The sequence below is a fragment of the Chryseolinea lacunae genome (assembly GCF_016735595.1).
In the GTDB taxonomy this organism is placed as follows: domain Bacteria; phylum Bacteroidota; class Bacteroidia; order Cytophagales; family Cyclobacteriaceae; genus Chryseolinea; species Chryseolinea lacunae.
On sequence record NZ_JAERRB010000001.1, the window covers coordinates 152700 to 178625 of the forward strand.

The window sequence follows — 25926 nt, forward strand, 5'->3', positions numbered from 1 at the left end:
GGCCTTGCCAGATTTACCCTGGGAAGGCCTGATTTTTTTTAAGCGATATTAATACAACTTCAGACCGCATTACCCTTACAGCCCACGTACAAATATTTCGGGATTGAAAAATATATAAGCAAGTCATTACTTCTATTCCAGTCAGGCTTTACCTTGAGGAAGAATACTTCGGGTGATTTCTTTCCTATCGGACATCCATCCTAAAGGGTTAATGCATGAACGGGCTAAAAAAACTTTCCTTCTTTTTTGTTCTACTGCTTTCTTGGTGTGTGGTGACTCAGTGCACCACAGATTCAACCCCTCCTCCATTGCTGGAGTTGCTGCCGCCCGAACACACGGGCATCGACTTTTCGAACACGCTCTATGAAGATGAGAACCTGAACATCCTCTCGTTTGAATATTTCTACAATGGCGCGGGTGTCGGCATCGGCGATGTGAACAACGACGGCCTCGCCGATGTGTTCTTCGCAGGCAACATGACCAGCAACCGGCTTTACCTGAACAAGGGAGATCTGAAATTTGAGGACATCACCACCACGGCAGGTTTTGCCGCTGCCGGAAAATGGGCCACAGGGGTATCGATGGTGGACGTGAATAACGATGGCCTGCTCGACATTTATGTTTGTTATGCCGGACCGCTGGCCGATCCAAAACGAAGAACAAACGAACTTTACATCAACAACGGCAACAACACCTTCACCGAACGCGCGCAAGCCTATGGCCTTGCCGACACCGGCCACACCGTGCAGGCTGCGTTCTTCGACTACGATCGCGACGGTGACCTGGATGTGTATCTGCTCACCAACATCACCGACAAAACCGGTCCCAACGTGATTCGCCCCAAGCGCACAAAAGGAGAAATGGTGAACACCGACCGTCTCTATCGCAACAACGGCAACAACACCTTTACTGATGTCTCAACCCAGGCCGGTGTAACAATAGAAGGTTATGGACTGGGCGTGGCCATTGCCGACGTGAACAACGATGGCTGGCCCGACGTGTATGTCTCCAACGACTACCTATCAAACGACTTGCTTTACATCAACAACCACGACGGCACATTCACCGACCGCATGGCGCAACACTTCAAACACACCAGCTACTCGGCCATGGGCAACGACGTTTCGGACTTTAACAACGACGGCCAGCTGGATGTGATGGCGGTTGATATGTTGCCGCCCGACAACAAACGTCAGAAGATGATGTTTGGCTCCACGAACTATGACCGCTATCGCTCCGAACTACAGTACGGATACACGCCACAGTTTATGCGCAACACGCTGCAGCTCAACGATGGCAACGACGCCAACGGACAACCGCTGTTCAGCGAAATTGGCCAGCTCGCCGGTGTTGCCGCCACCGACTGGAGCTGGAGCCCGTTGTTTGCCGACCTCGACAACGACGGCTGGAAAGATTTGCTGATCACCAATGGCTATGCACGCGACATCACCAACCGCGACTTTGTGAGCTACCGCATGCAGGAATTTATGCAGCAGGGAAATGACCTTTCGAAAAAGAAAAAACTTTTGCAGGCGCTCACCAGCATCGACGGCGCGCACCTTCCCGTCTTTGCATTCCGGAACAATGGCGACCTCACCTTTTCTGATCAGTCGGCCACATGGGGTTTTACTATACCAGCCTATTCCTGCGGCGCCGCCTATGCCGACCTCGACAACGACGGCGACCTGGACTATGTGACCAACAACATCAACGCTCCCGCATTTGTGTTTGAGAACCACGCCGACACACAGACCAAAAATAATTTCCTGCGTCTTCGCCCGCATGGCCCCGAGGGAAACAGACAAGCACATGGCCTGAAAGTGACCGTCTATCAGCAAGGCGACACACTTCAGTACCAACAGCTTTCTCCCTATCGGGGCTATCAGTCCACCGTGGAGCAAGACCTTCATTTTGGATTAGGAAAAACAACGACCGTAGATTCGATTGTTGCCGTATGGCCCGACGAAAAGTTGCAGGTGCTGACGAACGTTGCCGCAAATCAAACACTCGCGATTGACTACACCAATGCGCACAAGGGAACCAGCCATACTCACATAACTCCCGCACCTGTTTTCATTCCGGTTAAAGATCGTGCTGACCTGGCCTTCCGTCATCACGAAACGGAGTATGCTGACTTTAAGATACAGCCTTTGTTGCCTCACAAATATTCTGAGAATGGGCCGGGCATCGCGGTGGGCGATGTGAATGGCGACGGACGCGACGACTTTTTTATCGGCGGCGCATACAACCAATCCGGTCAACTTTTCACACAACATGCAGACGGCAGCTTCACACAGAAACCGTTGACTTCAAAAACAAAATACGAAGAAGACATGGGCGTGCTATTCTTCGATGCCGACAACGACGGCGATCTGGATTTGTATGTGGTGAGCGGCGGAAACGAATTTGAGGAAGGCTCCCCCTACTATCGCGACCGCTTCTATAACAACGACGGTCGTGGAAATTTTATACTCAATGCAAAGGCACTCCCCGCCGACAGCGCCGCCGGCTCCTGCGTGATTGCCGCTGACTATGATGCCGACGGTGATCTCGATCTTTTTGTTGGAGGCCGTTCCGTGCCACATCGTTATCCGCAAGCCGGGCAAAGTTTTATTCTGCAAAACGATGGCGGACATTTCACCAACGTGACCGACGCTGTGGCACCGGGCTTGCAGCAGATCGGCATGGTGACCGCCGCCCTGTGGACCGATGTGGACGATGATCAACAGATCGATCTCATGCTTGTGGGTGAATGGATGGGCGTGACGATCTTCAAAAACAGCCACGGAAAATTTCAACCCGCCACGGGCAACACCGCGGTGCCGCCTTCAACCGGATGGTGGAACAGCCTTCAGGCTGCCGATGTGGACGAAGACGGAGACACGGACTATATTCTCGGAAACCTGGGGCTGAACAGCCGCTATAAAACCTCGCACGACCAACCCGTCAGCGTTTATGTTGACGACTTTAATCACGACGGAACACCCGATCCGTTGCTGGCCCACTACATTCAGAACGTGAACCGCCCCGCACACCCGCGCGACGATTTGTTTCAACAGATTGTGCAGTTCAAGAAAAAATATCCAAGCTATGCCACCTATTCCGAAGCGACGATGGAGACGTTGATGGCCGGCACAAACACAACACCCCGTGTGTTTTCGAGCGAGACCTTTCAAAGCAGCTACCTGGAGAACAAAGGCAAAGCAGGATGGACACTATCGCCCCTCCCCGTGCAAGCGCAATTCGCACCTGTGTTTGGCATGGTGACCGACGACTTTGATGGCGACAACCATGTTGACATTCTCCTGAGCGGAAACGCCTACGACACCGATGTGTTGTCGGGACGCTACGATGCCTTTAAAGGATTGTTGTTGAAAGGTGATGGCCAGGGAAATTTCACCGCGCTATCGCCCTTGCAAAGCGGCGCACTGATCGACGGCAACGCCAAAGGCCTCGCACTCCTCACTAACCCCAACGGCACAACACTTGCTCTTGCCGCACAAAACAACGACAGCCTGAAAGTCTTTAAAAACACCCGAACGCACCGTGTTATCACGATACGCAACAGCGACGTTGCCGCGATACTCACGCATTCAAACGGAAAGAAATCAAAGCAAGAATTTTATTATGGCAGCGGCTACCTGTCGCAATCGTCGCGCCGGCTGAAGATACCGGACGATGTTACGGCCATTGTGATTTTGGATAGTCAGGGGAAGTCAAGACAAGCAGATCTTCCGAAACCATGACGGGTTGACTCATTGCTTCACCCTCGAGAAGTAACGCAGCTCATAACGAGACTGGTTTTTTCCGGGGAACACGAATGGCATTTCCTTGCGCAACACCAGTTGGTCCTTGTCGAGCTTTACGATCAGAAATTTTCCTGTTCTCTTTTTTTCAAGACTACTCTGGACGAGGCTATCGGACGTGGGCATCTCGTACAGGAAAAAACGGAATTCCGTGCCGCGCGTCATTCTCAGGCGGCCATCGGGTTGATAGTGTTGCAGTGGTTCCTCGTCGAGGTCTTTGCGCATATAGCCAAACCCATTGTAGTAGCTATACACAGAATCTACATGCCACGAGCCCTGCAATAATTCACGTTTATCAGAACAGCTTGCCAGCAGAACAACACATGCAATCGGAAGGATTCTCGTTATCATGGACACAATATAAAAAAAGTGGCATAAAGCAGTCGCCGGCAAGATACTGAATTTACAACCCCGTAAACTGACTTCTCCTGCCGGTTCCTGCTTTACACCTTTTTTATACGCCTTGGACTCCTATCCATTCTCTGCCCGGGCGTGTCGGGCAAGTGGAGTAATGACTTGATTAATAGTTTGTGTTCTGTTTCAATACGCCGGTGCTCAAATCCACTTCACGCTGCGGAATGGGGAAGTAGTAATGCTTGGGGCGTATAAATTCGCGACCGGGTTTGAATGGCCCGCGGTCTTTTGCATAGTGCGCCACGATGTCGATGAGGCCTGCTTTGTCCCAGCGCATCAGATCCTGGTGACGATCGTTTTCGCCGGCAAGTTCCACACGACGTTCGTGCATGATGTCGGTCATGGTTGCACCTGATATCGGATCAAGTCCCACGCGTTCGCGCACCGCGTTCAATTCAGTATCTCCACTTTGACCTGAACGAATCTTGGCTTCGGCCACCAACAAATAGACGTCAGCCGAACGGAGCCAGGGTGCATTGAGGCTTTGGCTCATGTCGCCTGCTTCGGTGAAGTTGGTGTATTTGCGGAAGGCATAGCCTGTGAGGCGTGTATCGGACTCGGCGAACGTGTGCGTCACATCGGTTGTGAGTTGCACTTCATCGCCTGGCTGAAAGATGGAGTAGCCGAGGCGTGGATCGTTGGGTTCAAATTCGTCTACAAGGTCTTGAATGGGTTCGTGAAAGCCCCAGCCACCCAAGCCACCGGGTGTGTGATAAAATGCAGGGGAATCGTCGGTTGTCCATCCACCTTCATACTGCAAGCTATAGAGCACCTCAGGGTTATTCTCCGTAGCAAGCTGAAAATTGTCACCAAAGCTGTCGGCCAGTTTATAGGCATCGTTGGTGGTGATCTTGGTACCGGCGGCAATAGCTTTGGCCCATTGTTCCTGATACACATACAACTTCGTGAGGAAGCCATACGCAGTGCCTTGTGTTACCCGTCCCACGTCGGAGCCGGTATAAGACTCGGGCAACAGGTCCACAGCTTTTAGCCAATCGGCCTCAACCTGAGCCTGCACATCGGCCAGACTAGACTTGGCTTTGTTGAAGTTGTTCGCCAGAACGTCTTCTTCCAAAATCACGGGAACCTGTTCCCATATCACGGCCAGTCTCCAATAGGCAAAGCCTCTGAGGAAATAGGCTTCTCCCAAACTACGCTTGCGCAAGTTTTCGTCCATCGTCACTTTTGGTGAGTTGATCAGCACGGCGTTGGCGCGCGAGATCACTTCATACTTTGTGGACCATGTGTTGAGAATGTGCGAATTGGAGGCGTTGTAGGTAAACAATTCCAATTGTGCCTCCGAGTCGCCGTGATCGCCAGATCGCACCATGTCGTCGGAGCTGTTGTCGAACGTATACTCCGTGTGTGCAAAACCGTCTTCGTTCAGCAGTGGCGAATAGATCGCGTTGGTGGCCGACACAACATCATCGCCGTTGCGCCAGAACTGTGTTGTGGTAAGTTGACCATAGGGTGTAGAGTCCAAAAGATCTTTCTGACAACCGCCTAAGATGGCCATACAGATTACTGCAGCGCCCGTTATTTTTTTCATAAAGACTTTATTATTTCTCATACGCTTAGAAGGTAAGGGTGGCACCAAGGGTGAACGTGCGCGACAAAGGATACTGTGCATAGTCAACACCCAATTGCGGATATTGTCCCGCCTGACGATTTCCACTGGCAAAGCCAAGTTCCGGATTAAGGCCCTTATACTTTGTGACGGTGAACACGTTCTGGCCCGACATATAGAAGCGCGCGCTAGTCATACGGAGCGCATTCGTGACAACTTTCGGAATGGTATATCCCAGTGTGATGTTCTTCAATCTGAAAAATGCACCGCTCTCCACAAATAAATTCGAGGTGCGGAAGTTAAGATTAGGGTCTTCCGAGCTCAACCGGGGAAGTGTGTTGCTGGTGCCATCGCCCGTCCAGCGCCCGGTCACCTCCTGATAGAGGTTGAATGGATATTGCGCGTTGAGTCCTTGCATGCGATCAGCATTGTAGAGGTCTACACCGCCCACACCGAGAAAGAACAGGTTCAGGTCAAATCCCTTGAAGCCAAAGCTTGCGTTTATACCATAATTCACCTTAGGCTGTGGACTTCCCAGGATGCCGCGATCTTTGTCGTCGATGATGCCATCGCCGTTTTGATCTGTGAACCGAACATCGCCGGGATGAATCTGCCCTTGTGTTCTGCGGCTGTCGTTGGCGATGTTGGGATCCGAATCAATTTGCTGTTGATTCTGATACACACCGTCGGCATGCCATCCATAGAACGTGCCGAAAGGATTTCCAACATAACTACGTGTAATCTCTTGGTCGGTGCGCCCGTAATTTTGTGATGCGAGGAAGCTTCCGGGGGTTAACAGCTGTGTGATGCGGTTTTGAATGAACGTGGCGTTGCCGCTCAACGTGAATGTGAAATCACCTGTGGTTTTGCGATACGAAACTTCAACTTCTAAACCTTTATTACGCAGTTGTCCCACGTTCTGATCGGGTATGGCCGCCGATCCCAATGTGCCCAGCGACGGTGGCGACAGCAACATGTCTTTGGTGTCTTTCACAAAATACGCCAAGGTGAGCAACACTCTGTTGTCAAGAATGCCTGCATCCAATCCAATGTTGGTCATCTGAGCGGTTTCCCATCCTATGTTCGGATTAGAAAGCCGATTCTGGGCCGTACCCGACACTTGATCCTGGGTGCCAGTGTTTCCAAATGCATACGGATAGCCTGTCGTTAGCAAGGCGAGGTACTGATTCCGGTTAACGTTCTGATTACCCAATCCTCCCCAGCCGCTGGTAAGTTTCAGGTTGCTGATGAACGATACATTATCTCTAAAAAACGATTCTTCTGAAACGCGCCACCCCACCGAGAATGCCGGGAACGTTCCCCATTGCAAACCATCTCTAAACCTGGAAGATCCATCGGCACGGAACGTACCGGTCACCAGATAACGATCCTTGAAAGAATAGTTTACGCGACCAAACCACGACTGCAATGCGTCATAGCTGCGGCCCCCATTGTCACCGAGTTGATTAACGATGAGGCCGGCTCGCGACATGTAGCGCAACGAAGGATCTTCACTGGCAAAGTTGCGTCCTACTTGCTTGGAATAAATATCGTTATACGTCTGCGACGTGTAGCCAGCTACTACGGCTACAGCGTGGTCACCAAACGTTTTATCGTACGACAGAAAATATTCCTGCAAGAACGACCAGTTTTTATCGTTCGTGAGGGTCAATTGGTTGAAGTTCGTTTGACGATACTGGCTGTCGACTTTCACTTCAAAGTTATAAGTGTCAGAGAATGTTGCATCCACGGCGAGGTTCGCTTTTGCCTTCAGGCCGGTGAGTATTTCATATTCAGCAGTTGCGCTTCCCAAGATACGATTGCGGCTGTTGTTCTTATCCTGCGTGTCGATGGTATAGAGCGGGTTGTTGATGTCGCCAAAACCTGCGATGCTAGAGCTGTAGTTGCCATAGGCATTGCGTACGGGCAAGCCGGGATGGAAACGAATAGCACTCCACAACAATCCATCCTGTGCCGACAGTGTATTGGGAGCATTGTCGTTGGTGTTGGTGAACTGTAGGCTTTGCCCGATCTTCAAACGCTCACCGATTTTGTGGTCGCTGTTGATGCGGAACGTATACCGTTTGTAGTACGAATTCCCGATGATACCTTTCTCGCTATACTTTCCACCAGAGATCGCAAACGATGAATACTTGCCGCCACCGCGGATCGAAAGATCGATGTTGTCGGTTGTGCCTTTTGTGAACACTTCGTCCTGCCAGTTGGTCTTCTGTGTTTGATATTGAGGGTCTTGCCACAAGGCCGGAATCGCAGCGCCGTCGTTGTTGAACGACTCCTGCTTGAGTTGCGTCAGCGTGGGGGCATCGAGCACATCCAATGTTTTGATACGGTGCGAAACACCAGTATAGGCATTGACCGTGATCTTCAGCTTGTCGTCAAACTTGCCACGTTTAGTCGTAATCAGCACCACGCCATTGGCGGCACGTGTTCCATAGATGGCCGACGCCGAAGCATCCTTCAACACATCCAGCGACTGAATGTCGTTCGGGTTCACATCGTTCATGTTGCCCGCAGGCACACCGTCGATCACGATGAGTGGATCAGCATTGTTCACCGTGCCGAGGCCGCGAATGAGGATGTTGCCGGCGTTGCCGGGAGCCCCACCGTTGCGCACCACGTTCACACCGGCTGCGCGACCCTGAAGGGCTTGTTGCGCTCCACCGGTGGGCAGGTTTTCAAAATCAGATCCTTTCACGGCAGAGATAGAACCGGTCACGTCTTTCTTTTCCTGTGTGCCATACCCTACAACCACAACTTCCGAAAGTGTTTTCGAATCGGGCTCCATCTGCACATTGATGACCGTTTGATTGTTCAGCGGAATTTCCTGTGTGAGATAACCAATGAAGGTAAGCACCAGCACGGCATCGTCTTCCGGAACGTTCAGCGAAAAATTTCCATCGGCGTCGGTCACGGCACCAATCGAGGTTCCTTTCACCACCACGTTCACGCCCGGCAATGCGCTTCCGGTTTCATCCTTCACGGTGCCGGTGATTACAGTAGCCAGCACAGCAACGGGTTCATAGACAAAGAGCGGTTGATTGGCCACCCATGCCACGCCGTTGAATGCGGTCCGTGGCGCAGAGGCTGTGAGCATGCTGGTTTGTCGGTCGTGTACCGAAGGCGTCAGGGTGATTTGTCGCTTCTTGATGCGGTAGGTCACGTTGGTTCCCATCAGCAGCTGGCTGAGCACCTCTTCGATGTTCTCGGACCGGATGGTGATGGTGACTTCCTTCTGGATGTCTTGCAGCTGGCTGTCGTTCACCACAAAGTGGTAGTGCGTTTGCCGTTCAATTTCCTTGAGTGCTTTCTTTAACGGGATGTTTCTCAGGTTCAACTCGATCATTCCGGATGCGGGCAGGCCGCCAGGGCGTGCCTGAACATTCCATCCCAGGAAGGGCAGCAGCAATGCCATGCATACCAGCAAGCTTTGTCTGAAGCGGTTTCCCGGTTTCCTTTTTTCGCGGTAATTAATCCCCATAGAAATTGTTGTTAGTTGGTTAAGATTTTATTGGGTCAGTACAATCGTGTTCTTGTCCTTGTGCACTTTCACCCGCGACACTTGCTGGATCAGGTCGAGCACTTCATCCAGGGTTTCGTCTTCCACGGTGATGGACAGACGTTCGTTTAACGACACATTGGCATCGGGCACGATGTTCACGTTGAACCGGCTTTCCAGTTGCAGAATGATGTCGCGCAGCGGCGTGCCGTCGAACGTGAGCTGTTCTTCTTTCCAGGCAGAGAAGTTGGCCGGGTTAACTTTTTTGCGGACCACCTTATTATGATCCGAATCGAGCGTGATCTGGTCGCCAGGGTGCATCACATAGCGCGACTGGTTGCCATCTATCAGCAGTTCAATCTTGCCCTCGGCCAGTGTGGTCTTGGTGGCTGCGTCAGTAGCATAGGCCTTCACATTAAACTTTGTTCCCTTCACATGCACCTGAATATGGTTGGTCTTCACAACAAAGGGATGGTTGTTTTTGCGCACATCAAAAAACGCCTCTCCCGTCAGCAACACTTCGCGGTGCTCGGCGCCAAACGACGCGGCATACTCCAGGGTGCTGTTGCGGTTAAGCCACACAAACGAACTGTCGGGCAGGCGAATGCGCATGCTGTTCCCACCGGCATTGTAAACCACCGACGGCGCGGCGGTGAAGTCGCGCAACAACAGGATGATGGCCAGGCCAGTAAGAGCCAGCAAGGTGATCGATGCAGCCACCTTTAGTAAGAATGTATAGCGGTTTGACTTTGGCACTGCCGGATGCTGAACCAATCCGGGGGTGTTCAGTCCTTTCGACAGTTGATCCCATGCTGTATTGATCTTGGGCTGGTTGTAGCGCGGCAGCGTGATGGACGCCTGGTAAGCATCGTTTATTTCATAGAAGTACTGGCGGTTGGCATCGTCCTGCTTCACCCATTCGTGCAACTGCGCGATTTCTTCTTCGGAGGCATGCCCTTCCAAAAAACGGGTAATGATTTCTTTGATGGGGAGGGGGGCTTCTGCGTCCATGGCGTCGTGTTGCCCGCTAATACAACAAACCCCAGGTCTTACCCTGACAGCGCCCTGAAATTTATTTGAACAGCAACAGCAGCGGCAGCAGTGCCATGTGTTCGCGAAGGTGGAGCCTCAGCTTGGCCAGGGCACGCGACATCTGTGTTTCAACCGTCTTTATGGAGATGTTAAGCTTGTTGGCAATCTCCTGGTATTTGAGGCCTTCGTGGCGGCTAAGTTCAAATATCTTACGGCATTCGGCTGGCAGGTCCTCTAGGGCGGTATAGAAATCCTTTTCAAGATCTTTGGCCAACAGCGCATGATAGGAATGCGACGCGTCGGTAGCCGTTTGCTGAACATAGAGAAAACGCATCAGTTCGGCGTGATGGGTCTTTCGTTTCTGAGACTTTAAGTAGTTGAGACACCGGTTCTTCACACCCGTGAACAGATACGACTGAAGGGACTGGTTTTCGTCGAGGACCTGGCGATTTTCCCACAGGGCCGAAAACAGTTCCTGGACAATTTCTTCCGATTCGGCGGGATCGTTCAAAAATTTACGGGCATAGGCACACAAGGCGGGATATAGTCTGCGAAACAACAGCTCAAGTCCTTTGGGGTCGCCCTGCTTTATGCTGGCGATCAGATCGGCATCCACGTGTTCAACTACCTTATCCATGCCTCATTCAAACTTTAACAAAGAAATCCCCTGTCACGTGTTTGACGACATTGTGCAGGGTGCAATTTCGAACTATTATCATTCTTTTGCGGACTTCAACACGTTTGATTCAGCCAGCCATGCTGCCATGCAGGAAGATTGAAAGGTGTCTGAAAAGCGGGCTCATGTGCTTTTGCTGAAATGTGTTTTCAACTTGCTAAGAAATACTGATGAAAGTGAAGCGGTAAGTTCTTTTATTTGCGAAACCGGTTTCGTAATCATAACAAAAACTTAGCACGGCTTTCAGACCAAGTGTCGCAAACTATGGGTATAACGATCAAAAAAATTGCTTCCGAATTAAAGCTCGCAGTGTCTACGGTTTCGAAGGCTTTGGCCGGCAGCCATGAGATCAGCCCCGAAACGCGACAGCGCGTCGTGGAATACGCACGGTCGGTCGACTACATCCCCAACGCCTATGCCAGCAGCCTGCGCAAACGAACAACCGGCAACATCGGGGTGGTGCTGCCCGAAGTGGCCGACAGCTTTTTCTCCGACGCCATCAACGGCATCGAATCGGTGGCCCGCCAGAAGGGCTATCACGTCATCATCTATCTCACCCACGACGATCAGCAGAAAGAACAAGCCATCCTCAACGACTTTCGCAGTGGCCGCGTAGACGGTGTGCTCATGTCGGTTTCGCTGGGCGACGGCTCACACACCCACATCGAAGAGATGGCAGCACAAAAGCCCCTTGTGTTCTTCGACCGTGCCTGGCAGGACGTGACCGCAGCCCGTGTGCTCACCGACGATGTGGAGTCGGGTTATAACGCCACGCATCACCTGCTGGAAAAAGGATGCCGCCGCATCGGCTTTCTGTCGGTACACAAAAATCTGAACATCATCCAGCAAAGGCTTCAAGGCTACAAAAACGCGCTGGCCGATCATGGTCGACCTGTGCGCGACGAAGACATCATCGACTGCACCCACCCCGACACGAACTACGACACCCTGAAAACCCTGCTGACCAACCCAAACCCGCCCGACGGCCTGGTGTGCTCCGTAGAGTCGCTCACCTTGCTGGCCTACCGGGTTTGTCATGCGTTGAATCTGGCCATTCCCAATGCCGTGCGTGTGGTCGGCTTTTCAAACCTGGGCATCGCGGCCTTGCTCAACCCTCCCCTTACCACCATCACCCAACCGGCTTTTGCCATGGGACAGGCCGCTGCCACATTGCTGTTCAACGCCCTGGAGCGCCGTACAAAAGCCGATGTGCCCGAATTGAAAATCCTGCCGTCGGTGTTGCACGAGCGGGCGTCTACGCAATGAAACAAGGCGGATCGGTACTATTATGAACACTGATCACTAAGGCGACGATTTCTGCTTCTCGCGAAGTGGTCGCCCCAAAAATTTGAACGCGTCCAGCATCATGGCGGTGCCGATGATGCCGGTGGTGCCACCCGCAATCAGAAGCCCTTTGCCCAACTCGTCGTGCTTGCGCCCCAGCATGAGGCCGCCTGCAATGGTCACGGAATAGCCGATGGTGGCCACCAGAATTCCTCGTTTAAATTTTTGCTCGCCCTTGGCCAGGTTCACCCGAATGTTTTGCACTTCGGCCCGTAGGGTCAATACTTCTTTTTTAAAATCTTCCACGTCAGCGGTTTGCTGGGCGTGGGTGGAAAGTGAAATCAGGAAGAAGAAAATAAAACTATATCTCATGGTTTATACGGTTTGGATCTATCGTGTTGCGTTTCGGTGTCATAGGTTCAACCAGGCTTTAAAGTCCGGCGCACGGTCGCGGCTCACCACCAGTTTGTGTTCGCATGCCTGGTTCATCAACACTTCCAGCCCCGTGCTCATCTGGCCTTTCACTTCCCCGATGCAGTCCACGTTCACAATAAATTTCCGGTTGATTCTGAAAAAATCTTTCGGGTTCAGGGTCTGTTCCAATTCTTCGAGCGTGTGATCGATCAAATATTTCCGAAGGTCTTTGCGCGCAATGATGTACACCATTTTCCCATCGGCATAGCAGTAGGCGATGTCGCTCGCATTTTTAAAATGAAGCCGGTTGCCCGACTTCAGGATGAAACGTTCCTTATACGTCTTCATTCCCTGCGACACCAGGGCCTGGATGGCTTTCAATTCCTCGTAGTGAATTTTGCGCGGCAGAATGAGACGCCTGAACTTGTCCAGCGCGTGTGCGAGGTCGTGCTTTTGAATGGGTTTGAGCAGGTAGTCAATGCTATGCAGCTTGAACGCCTGAAGCGTATACTCATCGTAGGCCGTAGTGAAGATGATAGGTACGTCCACCTGCGCGCGTTGAAAAATTTCAAAGCTCTTGCCGTCGGCCAGTTGTATGTCGAGCAGCATCAGGTCGAGAGGAACATTTTTGCTGAGGAAATGCAACACATCCTCCACGCTGTCCAGGGTGTTCACCACCTCGGCTTCGGGGTCGCATTCCAGCAGCAACTCCTGCAAACGCTCGGCTGCCAACACTTCGTCTTCTGCAATTAAAACTCTCATTGGTCAATTTGTAGTAGTGGAAAGGTCACTTTGAATTCCGTATCAGTTCGCTCGATACGCACTTTCTCGTCGGACAAGAAACCATAGCGCCGCGCAATGTTTTGCAGACCGATCTGGCTCGATTGCTCCTTCACCTGTTTTTCTTGCAGCGTATTGACTACGGTGATCGATTCACCGTCAGAAATCAGCAGGATGTGTAACGGCTGCTTTTTGGAAACCACATTGTGTTTGATGGCATTTTCGATAAGCATCTGCAACACCGCCGGGGCAACATAGCGTGTGTTGTCAACCACAATGTTGCGGGTGAAGACAATGTTCTCACCGAAGCGGATCTTCAGCAGAAACAAATACGAGTCGATAAACGCAAGTTCATCCTGCAACGGCACCACCTTCTTCTCCTGGCTATACAATAAGTAGCGATACACATTCGACAGCTGCCCGATGAACCGCGCCGACGTGTCGGCATCTTTATACACCAGCGTCGACAACACATTGAAACTGTTGAACAGGAAGTGTGGATTGATCTGGTTTCGAAGAGACTCGAACTGGGCTTCGGCAGAAATCTTTTTAAACTCTTCCGCCTCCAGCTCCGTTTTCTTCAGCCGGTTCATGTAAAACACAATGGCATTAAGACAGTTCAGAAACAGGTTTATACGAAACCCAAACACCATCAGCAACAAAATGTGCGTGGGCTGCGGCACCGGCGACATGCCCATGACCACATACAATAACTCCAGCGACACCATGCACACAACAGCCACGATAACCAAACTGAACACAAACTGAATGACCAGTATGTGAATCTTGCCCTTGAACAAACCGTGCAGGCGACTGAGGTTCCGTTCCACCATGCGGTTCAGTTCCCACACGCCCAGCACAACCAAAGCCAGCACACCAAAGAGAATAACATCGGGAATATAGAATTCGAAAAGTTTTTCGCCAACGGTGAAATAGATATTAATAAAAGAATAGAGCGACAGCAACAGAATAAAAACATACCGATAGCGAATGCTGAACACGGTGCCTGGAGTTTTGTAGTACGAAATAATTACCGGGCCGGCCGCTTTCACGACCCACCCGGTAATTTTAGAATTCAGAAAATAAGCGTTTACTCTGGAATCAATACTTTGTCGATCACGTGGATAACACCGTTGGTGGCGTGAATGTTTAGCATGGTGGCCTGCAACTTGGCGGGCGCTTCACCGGTTTTCGCACCGGTCACCGTGAGGTTGGGCAGATCGATGGTGACGCTCTTATACAATGTAGCCACCGAACCCGACGACAGATCTGACGAAAACACGCGGGCTGCCACAATGTGGTGTTTCAAAATCTTGGTAAGCGCAGCCAGATCCACCGTGGCCAGGTCAACACCCAAGGCTTCAAAGGCGGCATCGGTTGGAGCAAATACGGTGAGGTTGCCCTCGCCCGAAGCGGCTGCCAACAGATCATCATCTTCACCATCGGTGCGGGCCAGCGCCTGCAGGAGCTTCGTGAATTGTTTGCCCGAAGCGGCGTTGGCCGCATCACTCACAATTTGCGCGATGGTTTTGGAGGGTGGCACAAGGGCACGATCAATCACATGCACCACGCCATTGGAGGCTTGCACGTCGGCTGTGGTCACTTTGGTGGCTCCGTTAATAAAAACACCAGACGACCCTTTGGAGAGATAGATCTTTCCATTCAAGGTCTCGGCCGAAGAACTTCCCGCTGCAATGTTGGCCGCCGTAACCTTCGAAGCCAGCACATGATATCTCAGAATGCCGCTGAGCGTGGCATTTCCCTCGGTTGTATTAGGAGGCAACGCCGTGATGCCTGCCGCGGTGAAGGCCGCATTGGTGGGCGCAAACAACGTGTAGTTGGCGCTTTTGTTGATGAGCGTTTCCACCAGACCAGCCTGCTTCACAGCAGCCACCAGCGTGGTGAAGTTCTTATTGAAAAATGCGGGAGCAACAATGGTTCCCACCACGGGCACGATAGACGGTGGCACCAGCACAGCATCAATCACATGCACCACACCATTCGAAGCTTCCACATCGGCGGTGGTCACGTTGGTGGTTCCGTTCAATTTCACACCCCCGGTGGTGGTCACGGCAATGTCCTCCCCCCCCACGGTCTCAACAGCTCCGGTCTTCAACTCGGTCGATTTCACCGCGCCGGAAACCACGTGATATTCCAACACGTCGCGCAGCACATCTTCGGGCAGATCGTCAAGACTGGTCTGCCCGGTGGCCGTCAGCAACGTGGCAAACGCCGCATTGGTCGGGGCAAACACCGTGTATTTTCCGGAGCCGCTCAACGTGCTCACGAGGTCGGGATATTTTGTGAGCGCCGTAACCAGTGAAGAAAGGTTTGAGTTCGCCTGCGCCAGGGCCACAATGTTTTTTGCTTCGGGCGTGCTGTCATCATCATCATCTTTGCAACTGCCCAGGACCGCGACCATCAAAACGGCCGCCAGCAAAAGCCCTTTGTACTGTAGAATCCGTTGAAGGATTGAATTACCATGTTGTTTCATATCCATGTTGATTTAGTTGGTTTATGAAACATTAAACCCACGCACCCGGCATTCATCTTCAGCCATCCCCCCGAAGGGCAGTCTTTCAAGCGTGACCGTGAAAAATTCAGGAGTGAACGGACAAACAACAAACCTGGTGCGAGGCCTCCGACTCGTACCCAACATCATCCCAGTCTCCGACTGCCCTACCACCCAACAAAAAAGGATTGTAAAGGATGCAAACTCAAAGAATATCACTTATACTTACCCCGTCAACGTGAGCCTGATGCTGCCGTTGAATTCATCAGAATCGGAAGTATGAAGGTTGCCATTTTTATTCCCTGCTACGTAGACCAGTTCTATCCGCAGGTTGGCATTGCCACACTGGAATTGCTTGAAAAACTGGGCGTGTCTGTTTTCTATCCGGAAAAGCAAACCTGCTGTGGCCAGCCCATGGCCAACTCGGGTTTCGAACATCTCGCCACATCGTGCAACGATTTGTTTGTTGAGAATTTCTCAGGCTACGACTACATCGTGTGTCCTTCCGGAAGTTGCACGCTCCACATCAAAGACCACCTGCACGCGTCGGCCAATGAGCCCGCCGCCGAAAAAATTCGCAGCACCGTGATGGAGCTCACCGAGTTTCTGACCGATGTGCTGCACATCAAAAACCTCACAGCCCACTTTCCCCACAAAGTAGGACTGCACCAAAGCTGTCACGGCCAGCGCGGACTTCACCTATCGCAAATGTCGGAACTGGTAAGTCCCGGTTTTTCCAAACCACAGCACCTGCTCAACCTCGTCCAGGGACTTGAACTCATCCCGCTCGATCGCACCGACGAATGTTGTGGCTTTGGCGGAACGTTTTGTGTGGCCGAAGAAGCCGTGTCGGTCAAGATGGGCAAAGATCGTATCGCCGACCACCTTCACCACGGCGCGGAATATATCACGGGGGGCGACATGTCGTGCCTCATGCACCTCGAAGGCATTCTGCGTCGTCAGCGCAGCACCACAAAGGTTATACACATTGCCGAAATATTAAATGCAGGCTAGCGATGGAAGCTCAACAGCATACCGCATCAAAAGATCACGCCACCCTCGCCGACACCTTCAACCGCGACGAACCCCGCGTTGACTGGCACGACAAAACGTTATGGTTCGTGCGCCAAAAGCGCGACAAGGCGGCCTGGCAAATTCCGGAGTGGGAACACCTGCGCGAAACGGCATCCCAAATCAAACACAACGTGCTGGCTAACCTGCATCACTACCTGCTGTCGTTCGAACAGCAGGCACAGCAAAACGGTGTCACGGTGCACTGGGCGGCCAATGCCGAAGAGCACAATCAAATTGTGCACAGCATCATTCAAAAAACCGGCATCACCCGCGTGGTGAAAAGCAAGTCGATGCTCACCGAAGAATGCCACCTCAACGACTACCTCCAGGCACAAGGCATCGACGTGGTAGACACCGACCTCGGCGAACGCATCGTGCAACTGGCCAACGAGCCCCCCAGTCACATTGTGTTGCCCTGCATCCATTGGAAGAAAGAAGAAATCGGCGAGCTTTTTCATAAACATCTTGGCACTCCCGAAGGCAACAGCGATCCGCAATTTCTAACGGCTGCGGCACGCGTTCACCTGCGCGAGCGTTTCATGACCAGCCCCATCGCCATCACGGGCGTGAACTTCGCCATCGCCGAAACAGGCGAAGTGGTCGTGTGCACCAACGAAGGCAACGCCGACCTGGGCGTGCAGCTGTCCGATGTGCACATCGCCTGCATGGGCATCGAAAAATTGATACCCGAGCGAAAGCACCTCGGCGTGTTTCTCCGCCTGCTCGCCCGCAGCGCCACCGGCCAACCCATCACCACCTACTCCAGTCACTTCCGCAAGCCACGCCCCGGCCAACACATGCACATCGTGCTGGTCGACAACGGCCGGAGCGAACGCCTGGGCAGCGACGATTTCAGAAACGCGTTGAAGTGCATCCGCTGTGGTGCCTGCATGAACACATGCCCGGTCTATCGGCGCAGCGGCGGCCACAGCTATCACTATGCCATCGCCGGCCCCATCGGCTCCATACTCGCGCCCGCACTGGACATGAAAAAGAACGCCGACCTCCCGTTTGCCTCCACCCTGTGCGGCTCGTGCAGCAACGTGTGCCCGGTGAAAATCGATATTCACGATCAGCTTTATAAATGGCGACAGGTGTTGGCCAAAGACGGCTATGTGGGCAGCACAAAAAAGAATGGCATGAAAGGAATGGCCTTTGTGTTGTCGCATCCGCGAATCTATCGCATCTCGGGAAGCGTTGGCCGCTGGGTGAGCCGCCACATGCCTTTCCTGGTAAGCAACAGTCTCAACCCCTGGGCTAAGCAACGCGAAATGCCGACAGCTCCAAAACAATCGTTCGGCGAATGGTATCGCACAAACAAACGCAAAGCATGAGCAGCAGAGAAAAAATACTGGCCACCATAAAACAAAACCAGCCCCCCGCCGCTCCACTGCCCAGCCTTGCGCTTAGCGACCTGGCACCCGTGGCCCCGGGTTTCGATGCCGTCCAAAAATTCACGACCGTGCTGCAAGGTATCGGGGGATCAATTGTCGAAGTAAAAAATTGGGATCAGATTCATGCACACCTGTCAGCACAATTTCCGTCGCCTGCCCGCATCATAAATCTCATCCCCGAGATTCACCTTGGCGATTCGTTGAACGCACTGTCCGCCAAACCACACACGCTCGAAGATGTGAACCTCGCGGTCATCAAAGGACAATTCGGAGTAGCCGAAAACAGCGCCATCTGGATCACCGACACCGACATGGGCGATCGTGCCCTGCCTTTCATCTGCGAACACCTGGCGTTGGTCATCCGGGCAAGTTCCATCGTAAACACGATGCACCACGCCTACGAGCGCATCCACACCGGCTATGCCTTCGGAACGTTCCTCGCCGGCCCCTCCAAAACCGCCGACATCGAACAATCGCTGGTGCTGGGCGCACACGGCGCAAAGACGTTGACTGTATTTTTGCTTCCGTGAAATCGCTGGCCTATCGTCGCGTCGAATACGTGATGGGTTTCTTGAATTTTTCCATTTCCTCTCTCCGCAGCATGAAGCTCAACGCAAAATAAAACACGTTAGCATCGATCGGCGCATAAGGCTGTGTGACCACGCCATTCGCATCACGTTCGGAATAGTTGTTATTGTAGAATCTGGAAAGGTAATATTTGAACTTGATGTTGGCGCCGTGTGGCAATTGAGCTCCCACAAAGAAACCATGCTGAAAAAGATTCACGCGATCGCTGAACCACACGTTGAATTTGTCGGTCTTCTTTTCGTTTTCAAAAGTCTTCTCCTTGTAGTTGAATGCCAACTCGATTTCATAGCCCGCATACACAAACTTGCCATCCATGTCGCCTACTTTGAACGCCAGTGGAATACCGACATTGTAAGTGCGCGCCTTCTTGCGGATGCCTGTGCCTGGCACATCATAGATTAATCCCACGTTGCGCAGGGTGAGCCCCGAGAACCATCCAAAGTGTTCATTCCTATCCATGTGCACCCACGTTTGCACGTTGAAGAACGGTGAGAACCGCAGTACCGTGCCACGCTCCGCACCGGCGATCGAAAGGTTGGCCAACGAAAAAATAGCCTCACCCCCCGAAGACACATAAGGCCTTCTTTTCGGCGTGGTCTCTTTATTGGTGTCGGTTTGTGCCAGAGTGGTTATCACAATACTGCAAGCAACCAGAACGAGGAAGTGTTTTTTCATAGTGGTGGGGATAAACCTCTTTAACAAAGAGACAATCCAAATGTTCTGCACCCTCAGCACCACAAAACAAAAAAGCCGGTGACGGCTTTTTGTTACTTAAGGCAAACATGCAAGAAGAGCGAACGTCGAGAACGCGAACGATCACGCGCAATAAATCTTCAGGCTCTCCAGAAGGCTTTCATAGTTCATTTCAATTTTTGTGGACGTGTCCGACAGCATTTCGCGATAATATTTCACCAGCGTAGAAAATCGCTCGTTCCGGTTCAACATGGCGGCCACCGTGCCAACGATGGGCCGTTCAATGATGTCGTTCAGATACAGATTTTTGGGACGGGCATCCCGATTCAGTTCCAGGTCGATGGCCGCCGAACAGCAAAGCGTTTCAAAAAACGGCAGCGCGTTTGTTTCCATGATGCCTTCAAAAATAAAGAGTGCATTCTCCACATCATCGGTTGTTCGCACCGACAAAATATCATTTTCCAAACCCAGGTTACACAAGTTTGCCCCGATGGTGGGGTTGCAATTAAACAGCGTCTCGGGGCAACCCAGAAACGGATTCGCGAAAATGTTTATCGAGTTGATGCGTGTATAGAAGAAGGGCGTGATACTCAAAACATTTTCTTCAACCTGTTGAGAGATGTAAACCTGGTTGTAGCCATAGAGTGTTCCGCGGTGAAACAACACTGTATTTCCTTTACGGTGATAGCGGAAGCCCATGGGTTTTAACAACAGCCTGATCTTTTCAAGGAAGTAATTGTTCTTCATTTGCAGGCTATGGCGATCGTTTCCTTTCATAAATAGAGTATAATTAGAGTCTTGATTATTTTTTTCATGTAGCAAGTAATGCATCAGCACTGCAACTGTATTGCAGTGCTGCGTATCAGAAATAAGTATGACAGGGACGTGCCGTGAGGTCCACACGATAGCTGAGCATAAGCTCGTGCGATCCCCCCGCAAAGGGCCCCACGTTGCCCACATTGAAATCGTAGGCATAGCCAAACCGCACACGCTTGCTCATCTGCATTTCAAACAGCGACACAATGTCGCCGCTGGTGCGGTACGACAATCCCATGGAAAGAATCTTCTTATAGAAGAGCGTGGCGTTAATATCGGCATTCACGGGTGTTCCCTTTTGCAGGCGAAGGAGGAGCGACGGCCTGAACATCATGTCGCGCGACACCTTCAGTATCTTTCCGGCGTTGAGAAAATAATAACGCGGTGCCTCTGCAACGCTGACGCCGTTCGAGACGAGCGTGTTTTCGAAGAAGTAAGGAACCGACAAGCCTACGTAGAACTTTCGCGTGTTATAGAACACCCCAAAGCCAAAGTTCGGCGTCCAGGTTTTCACGGTACCCAGCGCCTCATCCACATCCATCGTGAGCTTGTCGTATGACGACTTGCTGAAGTTAAAGCCGCCCTGCAGGCCAAACGCCAGTTTCCAATCCTGACTTTTGATCTGGTAGGCATAGCTGAAGTTGACCGACAAATTCTCATGCACACCAATGCTCTCTTTCGATACCAGTATGCCAATGCCGATGGGGCGTTTCACCGCGCCCATGTGCGCCGACAGCAACTGCGTTTCGGGTGCACCGGGAATTTTAAGCCATTGAGAGCGATTGACAAGAACACCGTTGAATTGGTTCTGATTTCCTGCGTAGGCAGGATTGATGGCCAGGGGCGTGAACATGTACAACGAGTACAACCGATTCTGCTGACCAAAGGCAAGCTGAAGGCCCAAAGCCAGGCGATCGTGAGGGCGAGTTTTGAAATGGTTTTCATAAATGGCGTTTTTTTAGATTTTGCTTAGCCCGTTGACAAGCCAAGTGCCACTTATTCAAAACTCTGATGATCAGATAATTAACTAAAAAAAGACGTATTTTAAGGATCGCAAGCCAACGATATTTCGTTGGCACCGACGATATTTCGTTGGCAGAATGGAAAATTGGCCATGGTTTGACGCGTTAAAAAAAATCGATTTTTTTTCCCACTGCAAATTTCTTTCAGTGGCGGGCATGACCTTTGGTCCATTCTTCTGCGAGAATAGATGGCGCGAAGGCATTACCCGTTTCGGGTGATGCCTTTTCTTATTTATCAAAGCGATGAAAGGGGTATGTCTTCGACTAGTTCAGAAACATGACCTCGCCGGTGTCGAGGTCGTATAGCGCTCCTACGATTTTGAGTTTGCCTTCGCTTTCCAACTTGGCCAAAGTAGGGCTGTTTTTTCGGATGTCGCTGAGCGATGTTTGAATATTGGCTACGGTGACGGCGTGCACATAGGCTTTGTTCGACGAAGCTTTTTCGCCGGCAAACGAATTTACCTGATCAACAGCCCGCCCGATTTTCCGTACCAGAAAGGCGATATTGCCGGTTTCTATCCGATCGATGCCGGCTTTGATGGCCCCGCAGTTTTCGTGGCCCATCACCACAATCACTTTCGCACCCGCCACGGCGCAGCCAAACTCGAGGCTGCCAAGAATGTCTTCGTTCACCACATTGCCGGCCACGCGGGCGACAAACATATCGCCGATGCCTTTGTCGAACACATCCTCCACGGGAATGCGCGAATCGAGACACGACAGCACAACTGCCTTGGGATGCTGACCGTTAGCGGCATCGCGCACTTGTTTGCTATGGTTTCGCAGGGTGAGGCGGCCGCCACAAAAACGAACGTTGCCGTCTTTGAGGCTTTGAATGATCTGCTCGGATGTGAGCCGCGCCTGGTCTTCGGCCGTTAAAACGGTCTCGGTGATAAGTTCGTCCAGGTTGCGTTCGTCGCATGGCGACTTTGAACAAGCGGCACTCAGGCATGCAAAAACCGTTATCGCCCCGTATTTCATTATCAGTGTTTTCGTCATAGTGGTTGGTTTTTCGAAAGATTAAAAAATTTGTGGCCGGATATAAAAAGGAAAAAGGCGATAACATCAGTTAACGCCTTCAACATTTAGCTAGTCGCCTTTTTCCACGTCTATAAGTTTGGCTTTATGATGTAAAGGTGCAGCATCAAACTGCAATGGGATTGCAGTTTGATTTTTTCGCAATATTTTTTTTAAAAAAATTTTCGGCACGGGTTCTTTCCCGTGCTGATCGATAGCCCGTACAAAAAGAAGTTCGACGCATCGCTTTATCGAATAAGAGAATAAAGACAACGCTTTGTAGGATTATAATGCCAAATGACCAGTCGTTACGGAGGAGCAATGTGATTTGCTTCCACAAACAGGCAGGAAACAGGGCATCACAATTCAGGATCTGTCGTTTAAATTGGCCGACATGAAAAAATCGAAATTCAGTCAGCCTCAGATTTTGAAGATCCTTCGGCAGCAAACCAAAGGCAAGAAAGTCAGAGACATCTGCACGCAGCATAATATCAGCGAACCCACATTCTATCTCTGGAAGAAGAAATTCCTGCAGCCCGTGTCGCGCGACAAGGTCCGGCTTCGGGATCTGGAAAAAGAAATGTCGCAATACAAGAAAATACTGGCCGAACAAACGCTGCTTATCAACCTACTGAAGGATCTGCTTTACAAAAAGTCGTAGATGTTTCCCATACGTCCGAAGAGTCTTCCGCGATTTTTTTCCATTGCGGATACTAATGTGGCAACAGAAAATTCCCACGATCTGCGTCATCGACTGTTCGATGCATTTGTAATACATTCGTTATACACAAAACTGTCTATCGCTATGGAACATGCAGCGCACACCCGAATTTCGGAAAGCCTTTTCAAATGGATTTTGCTCACCGGTTTGCTGGCAGGAACATTGGATATTCTTGCCGCCTTTCTAAGCTTCTATGTGACGAATGGAGGGATGCCCATCACAATCCTTCACTACATTGCCGCCGCAGTTTTTGGAATGGAGGCCTTCAAAGGTGGTGCGCCAATGGCGTTCGCGGGTCTTCTCTTTCACTACATCATCGCCATGGGATGGACCACGCTCTACTATATAGCCTACCCTTACCTCTCCGGTGTGCTCTCTAAAAACAAATATGTGTCCGGAATTCTCTACGGCGCCTTTGTGTGGCTTTGTATGAACCTGGTGGTAGTGCCCCTCACCGGTCTGAAAACAGCGCCGTTCGATCTGGCGAAAGCCGGATTGCAGATGGCCATTCTCATGGTGTGCATCGGCTTGCCCATCGCCTTGCGGGCACACAAGTTTTTTACGTTGCGCGGAAAATAGTTTCTCCACGCATTATCGCTTCCGTCACGGCTTGGGAGGAACAGTTTCTTCGGCGGGTGGCGGAAGTTCTGCATAGTGCCGGGGCAATCCTTTTAACGGAGGCACGTCTTTATTGTGTTTGTTGTACAGCAATTTCGAATCGCTCACAAAGGTGCGATAGGCTGCTTTCGACACCTCGCCTTTCACGGCTTCGAGCGCCTTCGCTTCGTCGGCCAGCACTGGAATAACATAATAATCCTTTTGTGCATCTACTGTGCGGTGCACCCATTGCAGCGCATAGGCTGCGCTGTCGATGGTGGTGATGGCGCTGTCGGGTTTGTATTGAATCTTTTTAAGTTCCAGGTAAGCCATCGCGCCACCGTCTGTGTAGCGCTTCCGTTGTCCGGACACAAAATTGCCCAACGAGTAGGCAACAAACTGATTTTTATCCTTTCGCCATTCCATCGGCTGAATCACGTGTGGATGGGCGCCGATCACGAGTTGTGCGCCGTGTTTGAAACAAAACTCCGTCAGATCTTTTTGCACCTTGTTGGGGAGGCTCTGGTATTCGATGCCCCAGTGTGTGAACACGATGATGACGTCGGGATGGAGTTCTTTCGCTTTTGCCAGATCCCTGTGCATGATGGCTGTGTCGAGCAGGTTCACCACGTTCGATTTGGGAACGGCGATGCCGTTGGTGCCATAGGTGTAGTTGAGCAGCGCCAGGGTGAAGCCGTTCTTTTGCAGGATGAGGGGCGAGTCGTTGAGGCGCGTCACAGTGTCGACAAACGTGCCGGTGTGAGGAATGTTGAAGCTGTCGAGCATCATCACGGTTCGCTCCAGTCCTTTTTTGCCGCGGTCAACGCAGTGATTGTTGGCGGTGACCAGGGCATCGAAGCCAATTTCTTTCAACGTGCGGGCCAGGGCATCGGGAGAGCTGAACTGCGGATAGCCGGTATAGGGCGAGCCGCCCAGCGTGACTTCGAGGTTGGCAATGGAAAGGTCGGCACCCTCTATATAAGGTTTCACATATTGAAAGCACGAAGTATAGTCGTATGATTTTGTTGCAGGTTCGTAGGCGGCGGCGATCTGTGTGCCGTGGCCCATCACGTCGCCGGCAAAGAGCAGCGACAATCGCGTGGTGTCTTGTGCCTGTGCGGCGAGGGTGGTGATGAACAACAGCATGACGGCGATCTGCGTGAGCCGGCATTGAAAATTTGATGTGTGTGTTTGCATAGTAGTTATGAGGTCGTGTGCAGGGTTGGGGTCAGCTTGTTGTGCTGACTTCCATGATTTTATTTTCCAGGATAATAAATACTTTATCGTTCTTCCGCGGATAGATGCGGGCCATGCCGGTGAACATGCCAAAGGCGGGCAAAAGTCCGGATTGTGCTCCGAAGTAAAAACAGGGCAGCGTGACTGACTGTCTGCCTTTGCCCCGAAGGTTCACGCCCGGGTGAATGTGGCCCGCCAAATTGTAGGCGCCTTCTTCAATTTCTTCCAGCGGATGGTGCGTGAAGATAAAAGGACCGATCCGTAATTCATCGTGAAGCTGAATGCCTTTGCGGCTGTACTGGATATCGCTCATGATGTCGTGGTTGCCCAGCACGAGTTCGAACGAGATGTGACGAAAGTGTTTAACCACCTCGCCAAACACTTCCCATTCGGGATTGTAGTGGCTGTGAAAGAGGTCGCCCAGGCAAATGATGCGTTTGGGTTTGGTGGCTTCCACCAGTTCGAGGAGCACTTCAACGTTTCGGTCGTTGGCTTTCACCGGCAGGGGTATGCCCGAACGGCGGAAATGGTTGATCTTGCCCACGTGCAGATCGGCCAGCAAAAGAATCTCTCTTTCGGGCCAGGAAACTGCCTTCTGCGGCCACAATTCCAAACGCTCTCCTAAAATCTCCGTTTCCATGAACGGGTCAATCTAATCATCAAAATTTAATTATCATAAGCATTTTCAACACACTGAAAGTCAGTGAAATAGAGGGATTATAGACAAGTTTTAAGAAAAAAGTTAACATATAGGTAACATTGTGGA

General features: G+C 51.5%; 23 protein-coding genes. 8 read left to right on the forward strand and 15 right to left on the reverse strand.

Annotation, left to right across the window (positions count from 1 at the left end; translation table 11 throughout):
- Positions 1-215: 215 nt before the first annotated feature.
- The gene (locus JI741_RS00545; RefSeq protein WP_236675809.1) at positions 216-3746 is read left to right on the forward strand and encodes a VCBS repeat-containing protein; all 3531 of its coding nucleotides are present in this window, start codon (positions 216-218) and stop codon (positions 3744-3746) included.
- 9 nt (positions 3747-3755) lie between these two features.
- Here the strand turns inward: JI741_RS00545 and JI741_RS00550 are convergent, their stop codons facing one another.
- The 5 genes from JI741_RS00550 to JI741_RS00570 all read right to left on the reverse strand — a co-directional run bounded on the left by JI741_RS00550 (position 3756) and on the right by JI741_RS00570 (position 10973).
- Positions 3756-4157, reverse strand: coding sequence for a hypothetical protein (locus JI741_RS00550; RefSeq protein ID WP_202006653.1), 402 nt, complete (start codon positions 4155-4157; stop codon positions 3756-3758).
- 169 nt (positions 4158-4326) lie between these two features.
- Complete coding sequence (locus JI741_RS00555; protein WP_202006654.1) at positions 4327-5769, reverse strand: RagB/SusD family nutrient uptake outer membrane protein; 1443 nt, start codon at positions 5767-5769, stop codon at positions 4327-4329.
- 25 nt (positions 5770-5794) lie between these two features.
- Positions 5795-9286: a SusC/RagA family TonB-linked outer membrane protein gene (locus JI741_RS00560; RefSeq protein ID WP_236675810.1), complete on the reverse strand. Its 3492-nt coding sequence runs from the start codon at positions 9284-9286 to the stop codon at positions 5795-5797.
- A 27-nt stretch (positions 9287-9313) separates the two neighbouring features.
- Positions 9314-10315 carry a FecR family protein gene (locus tag JI741_RS00565; RefSeq protein ID WP_202006655.1) on the reverse strand — a complete coding sequence of 334 codons (1002 nt, stop codon included), beginning with the start codon at positions 10313-10315 and terminating at the stop codon, positions 9314-9316.
- Between the two features lie 61 nt (positions 10316-10376).
- Positions 10377-10973 carry an RNA polymerase sigma-70 factor gene (locus JI741_RS00570; protein ID WP_202006656.1) on the reverse strand — a complete coding sequence of 199 codons (597 nt, stop codon included), beginning with the start codon at positions 10971-10973 and terminating at the stop codon, positions 10377-10379.
- Here JI741_RS00570 and JI741_RS00575 point away from each other — a divergent pair.
- Entirely contained in the window at positions 10972-11115 is a 144-nt protein-coding gene (locus tag JI741_RS00575; protein ID WP_202006657.1) for a hypothetical protein, read from the forward strand. The two genes, JI741_RS00570 and JI741_RS00575, sit on opposite strands and share 2 nt — an antisense overlap.
- A 161-nt stretch (positions 11116-11276) precedes the next feature.
- Positions 11277-12278: a LacI family DNA-binding transcriptional regulator gene (locus tag JI741_RS00580; protein WP_202006658.1), complete on the forward strand. Its 1002-nt coding sequence runs from the start codon at positions 11277-11279 to the stop codon at positions 12276-12278.
- Positions 12279-12314: 36 nt separating this feature from the next.
- Here the strand turns inward: JI741_RS00580 and JI741_RS00585 are convergent, their stop codons facing one another.
- Genes JI741_RS00585 through JI741_RS00600 form a run of 4 tightly spaced genes read right to left on the reverse strand, consistent with a single transcriptional unit; the run spans position 12315 to position 15990 of the window.
- Entirely contained in the window at positions 12315-12668 is a 354-nt protein-coding gene (locus tag JI741_RS00585) for a hypothetical protein (RefSeq protein WP_202006659.1), read from the reverse strand.
- A 39-nt stretch (positions 12669-12707) separates the two neighbouring features.
- Positions 12708-13472, reverse strand: coding sequence for a LytR/AlgR family response regulator transcription factor (locus JI741_RS00590; RefSeq protein ID WP_202006660.1), 765 nt, complete (start codon positions 13470-13472; stop codon positions 12708-12710).
- Positions 13469-14542, reverse strand: a complete 1074-nt coding sequence (locus tag JI741_RS32985) for a sensor histidine kinase (RefSeq protein ID WP_202006661.1) — start codon at positions 14540-14542, stop codon at positions 13469-13471. Before JI741_RS32985 ends, JI741_RS00590 begins: the two co-directional genes overlap by 4 nt.
- A gap of 38 nt (positions 14543-14580) precedes the next feature.
- Complete coding sequence (locus JI741_RS00600; RefSeq protein ID WP_202006662.1) at positions 14581-15990, reverse strand: fasciclin domain-containing protein; 1410 nt, start codon at positions 15988-15990, stop codon at positions 14581-14583.
- 291 nt (positions 15991-16281) lie between these two features.
- On the opposite strand from JI741_RS00600, the gene JI741_RS00605 reads away from it, so the two are divergent.
- From JI741_RS00605 to JI741_RS00615, 3 genes are read left to right on the forward strand one after another with little or no spacing between them, the layout of a single operon-like run.
- Complete coding sequence (locus JI741_RS00605) at positions 16282-17016, forward strand: (Fe-S)-binding protein (RefSeq protein ID WP_202006663.1); 735 nt, start codon at positions 16282-16284, stop codon at positions 17014-17016.
- A 2-nt stretch (positions 17017-17018) separates the two neighbouring features.
- On the forward strand, positions 17019-18410 hold the full coding sequence (locus JI741_RS00610; RefSeq protein WP_202006664.1) for a lactate utilization protein B: 1392 nt from the start codon (positions 17019-17021) through the stop codon (positions 18408-18410).
- Complete coding sequence (locus JI741_RS00615; protein WP_202006665.1) at positions 18407-19000, forward strand: LutC/YkgG family protein; 594 nt, start codon at positions 18407-18409, stop codon at positions 18998-19000. The genes JI741_RS00610 and JI741_RS00615 overlap by 4 nt, the downstream gene beginning before the upstream one ends.
- 10 nt (positions 19001-19010) lie before the next feature.
- On the opposite strand, the gene JI741_RS00620 is transcribed toward JI741_RS00615, so the two are convergent.
- From JI741_RS00620 to JI741_RS00635, 4 genes are all read right to left on the reverse strand, one after another.
- Positions 19011-19733, reverse strand: coding sequence for a hypothetical protein (locus JI741_RS00620; protein WP_202006666.1), 723 nt, complete (start codon positions 19731-19733; stop codon positions 19011-19013).
- Between the two features lie 141 nt (positions 19734-19874).
- Positions 19875-20528, reverse strand: coding sequence for a hypothetical protein (locus tag JI741_RS00625; protein WP_202006667.1), 654 nt, complete (start codon positions 20526-20528; stop codon positions 19875-19877).
- An 85-nt stretch (positions 20529-20613) separates the two neighbouring features.
- Positions 20614-21471: a PorP/SprF family type IX secretion system membrane protein gene (locus tag JI741_RS00630; RefSeq protein WP_202006668.1), complete on the reverse strand. Its 858-nt coding sequence runs from the start codon at positions 21469-21471 to the stop codon at positions 20614-20616.
- Between the two features lie 382 nt (positions 21472-21853).
- Positions 21854-22588 carry a carbonic anhydrase family protein gene (locus tag JI741_RS00635; protein ID WP_236675812.1) on the reverse strand — a complete coding sequence of 245 codons (735 nt, stop codon included), beginning with the start codon at positions 22586-22588 and terminating at the stop codon, positions 21854-21856.
- Between the two features lie 412 nt (positions 22589-23000).
- On the opposite strand from JI741_RS00635, the gene JI741_RS00640 reads away from it, so the two are divergent.
- Together JI741_RS00640 and JI741_RS00645 are read left to right on the forward strand one after the other, a co-directional pair.
- The gene (locus tag JI741_RS00640; RefSeq protein ID WP_202006669.1) at positions 23001-23267 is read left to right on the forward strand and encodes a transposase; all 267 of its coding nucleotides are present in this window, start codon (positions 23001-23003) and stop codon (positions 23265-23267) included.
- A gap of 144 nt (positions 23268-23411) precedes the next feature.
- On the forward strand, positions 23412-23906 hold the full coding sequence (locus JI741_RS00645; protein WP_202006670.1) for a DUF1440 domain-containing protein: 495 nt from the start codon (positions 23412-23414) through the stop codon (positions 23904-23906).
- Positions 23907-23930: 24 nt separating this feature from the next.
- Here the strand turns inward: JI741_RS00645 and JI741_RS00650 are convergent, their stop codons facing one another.
- Together JI741_RS00650 and pdeM are read right to left on the reverse strand one after the other, a co-directional pair.
- Positions 23931-25121: a CapA family protein gene (locus JI741_RS00650; RefSeq protein ID WP_202006671.1), complete on the reverse strand. Its 1191-nt coding sequence runs from the start codon at positions 25119-25121 to the stop codon at positions 23931-23933.
- 31 nt (positions 25122-25152) lie between these two features.
- Positions 25153-25800: a ligase-associated DNA damage response endonuclease PdeM gene (gene pdeM, locus JI741_RS00655; protein WP_202006672.1), complete on the reverse strand. Its 648-nt coding sequence runs from the start codon at positions 25798-25800 to the stop codon at positions 25153-25155.
- Between the last annotated feature and the right edge of the window lie 126 nt (positions 25801-25926).

What these genes read in the sequence shown, in the direction of transcription:
- JI741_RS00610 (WP_202006664.1), top strand. Translation starts at nt 17,019, where the DNA reads ATGGAAGCTCAACAGCATACCGCATCAAAAGATCACGCCACCCTCGCC.
- JI741_RS00615 (WP_202006665.1), top strand. Translation starts at nt 18,407, where the DNA reads ATGAGCAGCAGAGAAAAAATACTGGCCACCATAAAACAAAACCAGCCC.
- JI741_RS00585 (WP_202006659.1), bottom strand. Translation starts at nt 12,668, where the DNA reads ATGAGATATAGTTTTATTTTCTTCTTCCTGATTTCACTTTCCACCCAC.
- JI741_RS00635 (WP_236675812.1), bottom strand. Translation starts at nt 22,588, where the DNA reads ATGACGAAAACACTGATAATGAAATACGGGGCGATAACGGTTTTTGCA.
- JI741_RS00620 (WP_202006666.1), bottom strand. Translation starts at nt 19,733, where the DNA reads ATGAAAAAACACTTCCTCGTTCTGGTTGCTTGCAGTATTGTGATAACC.
- pdeM (WP_202006672.1), bottom strand. Translation starts at nt 25,800, where the DNA reads ATGGAAACGGAGATTTTAGGAGAGCGTTTGGAATTGTGGCCGCAGAAG.
- JI741_RS00575 (WP_202006657.1), top strand. Translation starts at nt 10,972, where the DNA reads ATGCCTCATTCAAACTTTAACAAAGAAATCCCCTGTCACGTGTTTGAC.
- JI741_RS00625 (WP_202006667.1), bottom strand. Translation starts at nt 20,528, where the DNA reads ATGAAAGGAAACGATCGCCATAGCCTGCAAATGAAGAACAATTACTTC.
- JI741_RS00555 (WP_202006654.1), bottom strand. Translation starts at nt 5,769, where the DNA reads ATGAAAAAAATAACGGGCGCTGCAGTAATCTGTATGGCCATCTTAGGC.
- JI741_RS00550 (WP_202006653.1), bottom strand. Translation starts at nt 4,157, where the DNA reads ATGATAACGAGAATCCTTCCGATTGCATGTGTTGTTCTGCTGGCAAGC.
- JI741_RS00570 (WP_202006656.1), bottom strand. Translation starts at nt 10,973, where the DNA reads ATGGATAAGGTAGTTGAACACGTGGATGCCGATCTGATCGCCAGCATA.
- JI741_RS00650 (WP_202006671.1), bottom strand. Translation starts at nt 25,121, where the DNA reads ATGCAAACACACACATCAAATTTTCAATGCCGGCTCACGCAGATCGCC.
- JI741_RS00600 (WP_202006662.1), bottom strand. Translation starts at nt 15,990, where the DNA reads ATGGATATGAAACAACATGGTAATTCAATCCTTCAACGGATTCTACAG.
- JI741_RS00560 (WP_236675810.1), bottom strand. Translation starts at nt 9,286, where the DNA reads ATGGGGATTAATTACCGCGAAAAAAGGAAACCGGGAAACCGCTTCAGA.
- JI741_RS00640 (WP_202006669.1), top strand. Translation starts at nt 23,001, where the DNA reads ATGAAAAAATCGAAATTCAGTCAGCCTCAGATTTTGAAGATCCTTCGG.
- JI741_RS00580 (WP_202006658.1), top strand. Translation starts at nt 11,277, where the DNA reads ATGGGTATAACGATCAAAAAAATTGCTTCCGAATTAAAGCTCGCAGTG.
- JI741_RS00605 (WP_202006663.1), top strand. Translation starts at nt 16,282, where the DNA reads ATGAAGGTTGCCATTTTTATTCCCTGCTACGTAGACCAGTTCTATCCG.
- JI741_RS00645 (WP_202006670.1), top strand. Translation starts at nt 23,412, where the DNA reads ATGGAACATGCAGCGCACACCCGAATTTCGGAAAGCCTTTTCAAATGG.
- JI741_RS00590 (WP_202006660.1), bottom strand. Translation starts at nt 13,472, where the DNA reads ATGAGAGTTTTAATTGCAGAAGACGAAGTGTTGGCAGCCGAGCGTTTG.
- JI741_RS00565 (WP_202006655.1), bottom strand. Translation starts at nt 10,315, where the DNA reads ATGGACGCAGAAGCCCCCCTCCCCATCAAAGAAATCATTACCCGTTTT.
- JI741_RS00545 (WP_236675809.1), top strand. Translation starts at nt 216, where the DNA reads ATGAACGGGCTAAAAAAACTTTCCTTCTTTTTTGTTCTACTGCTTTCT.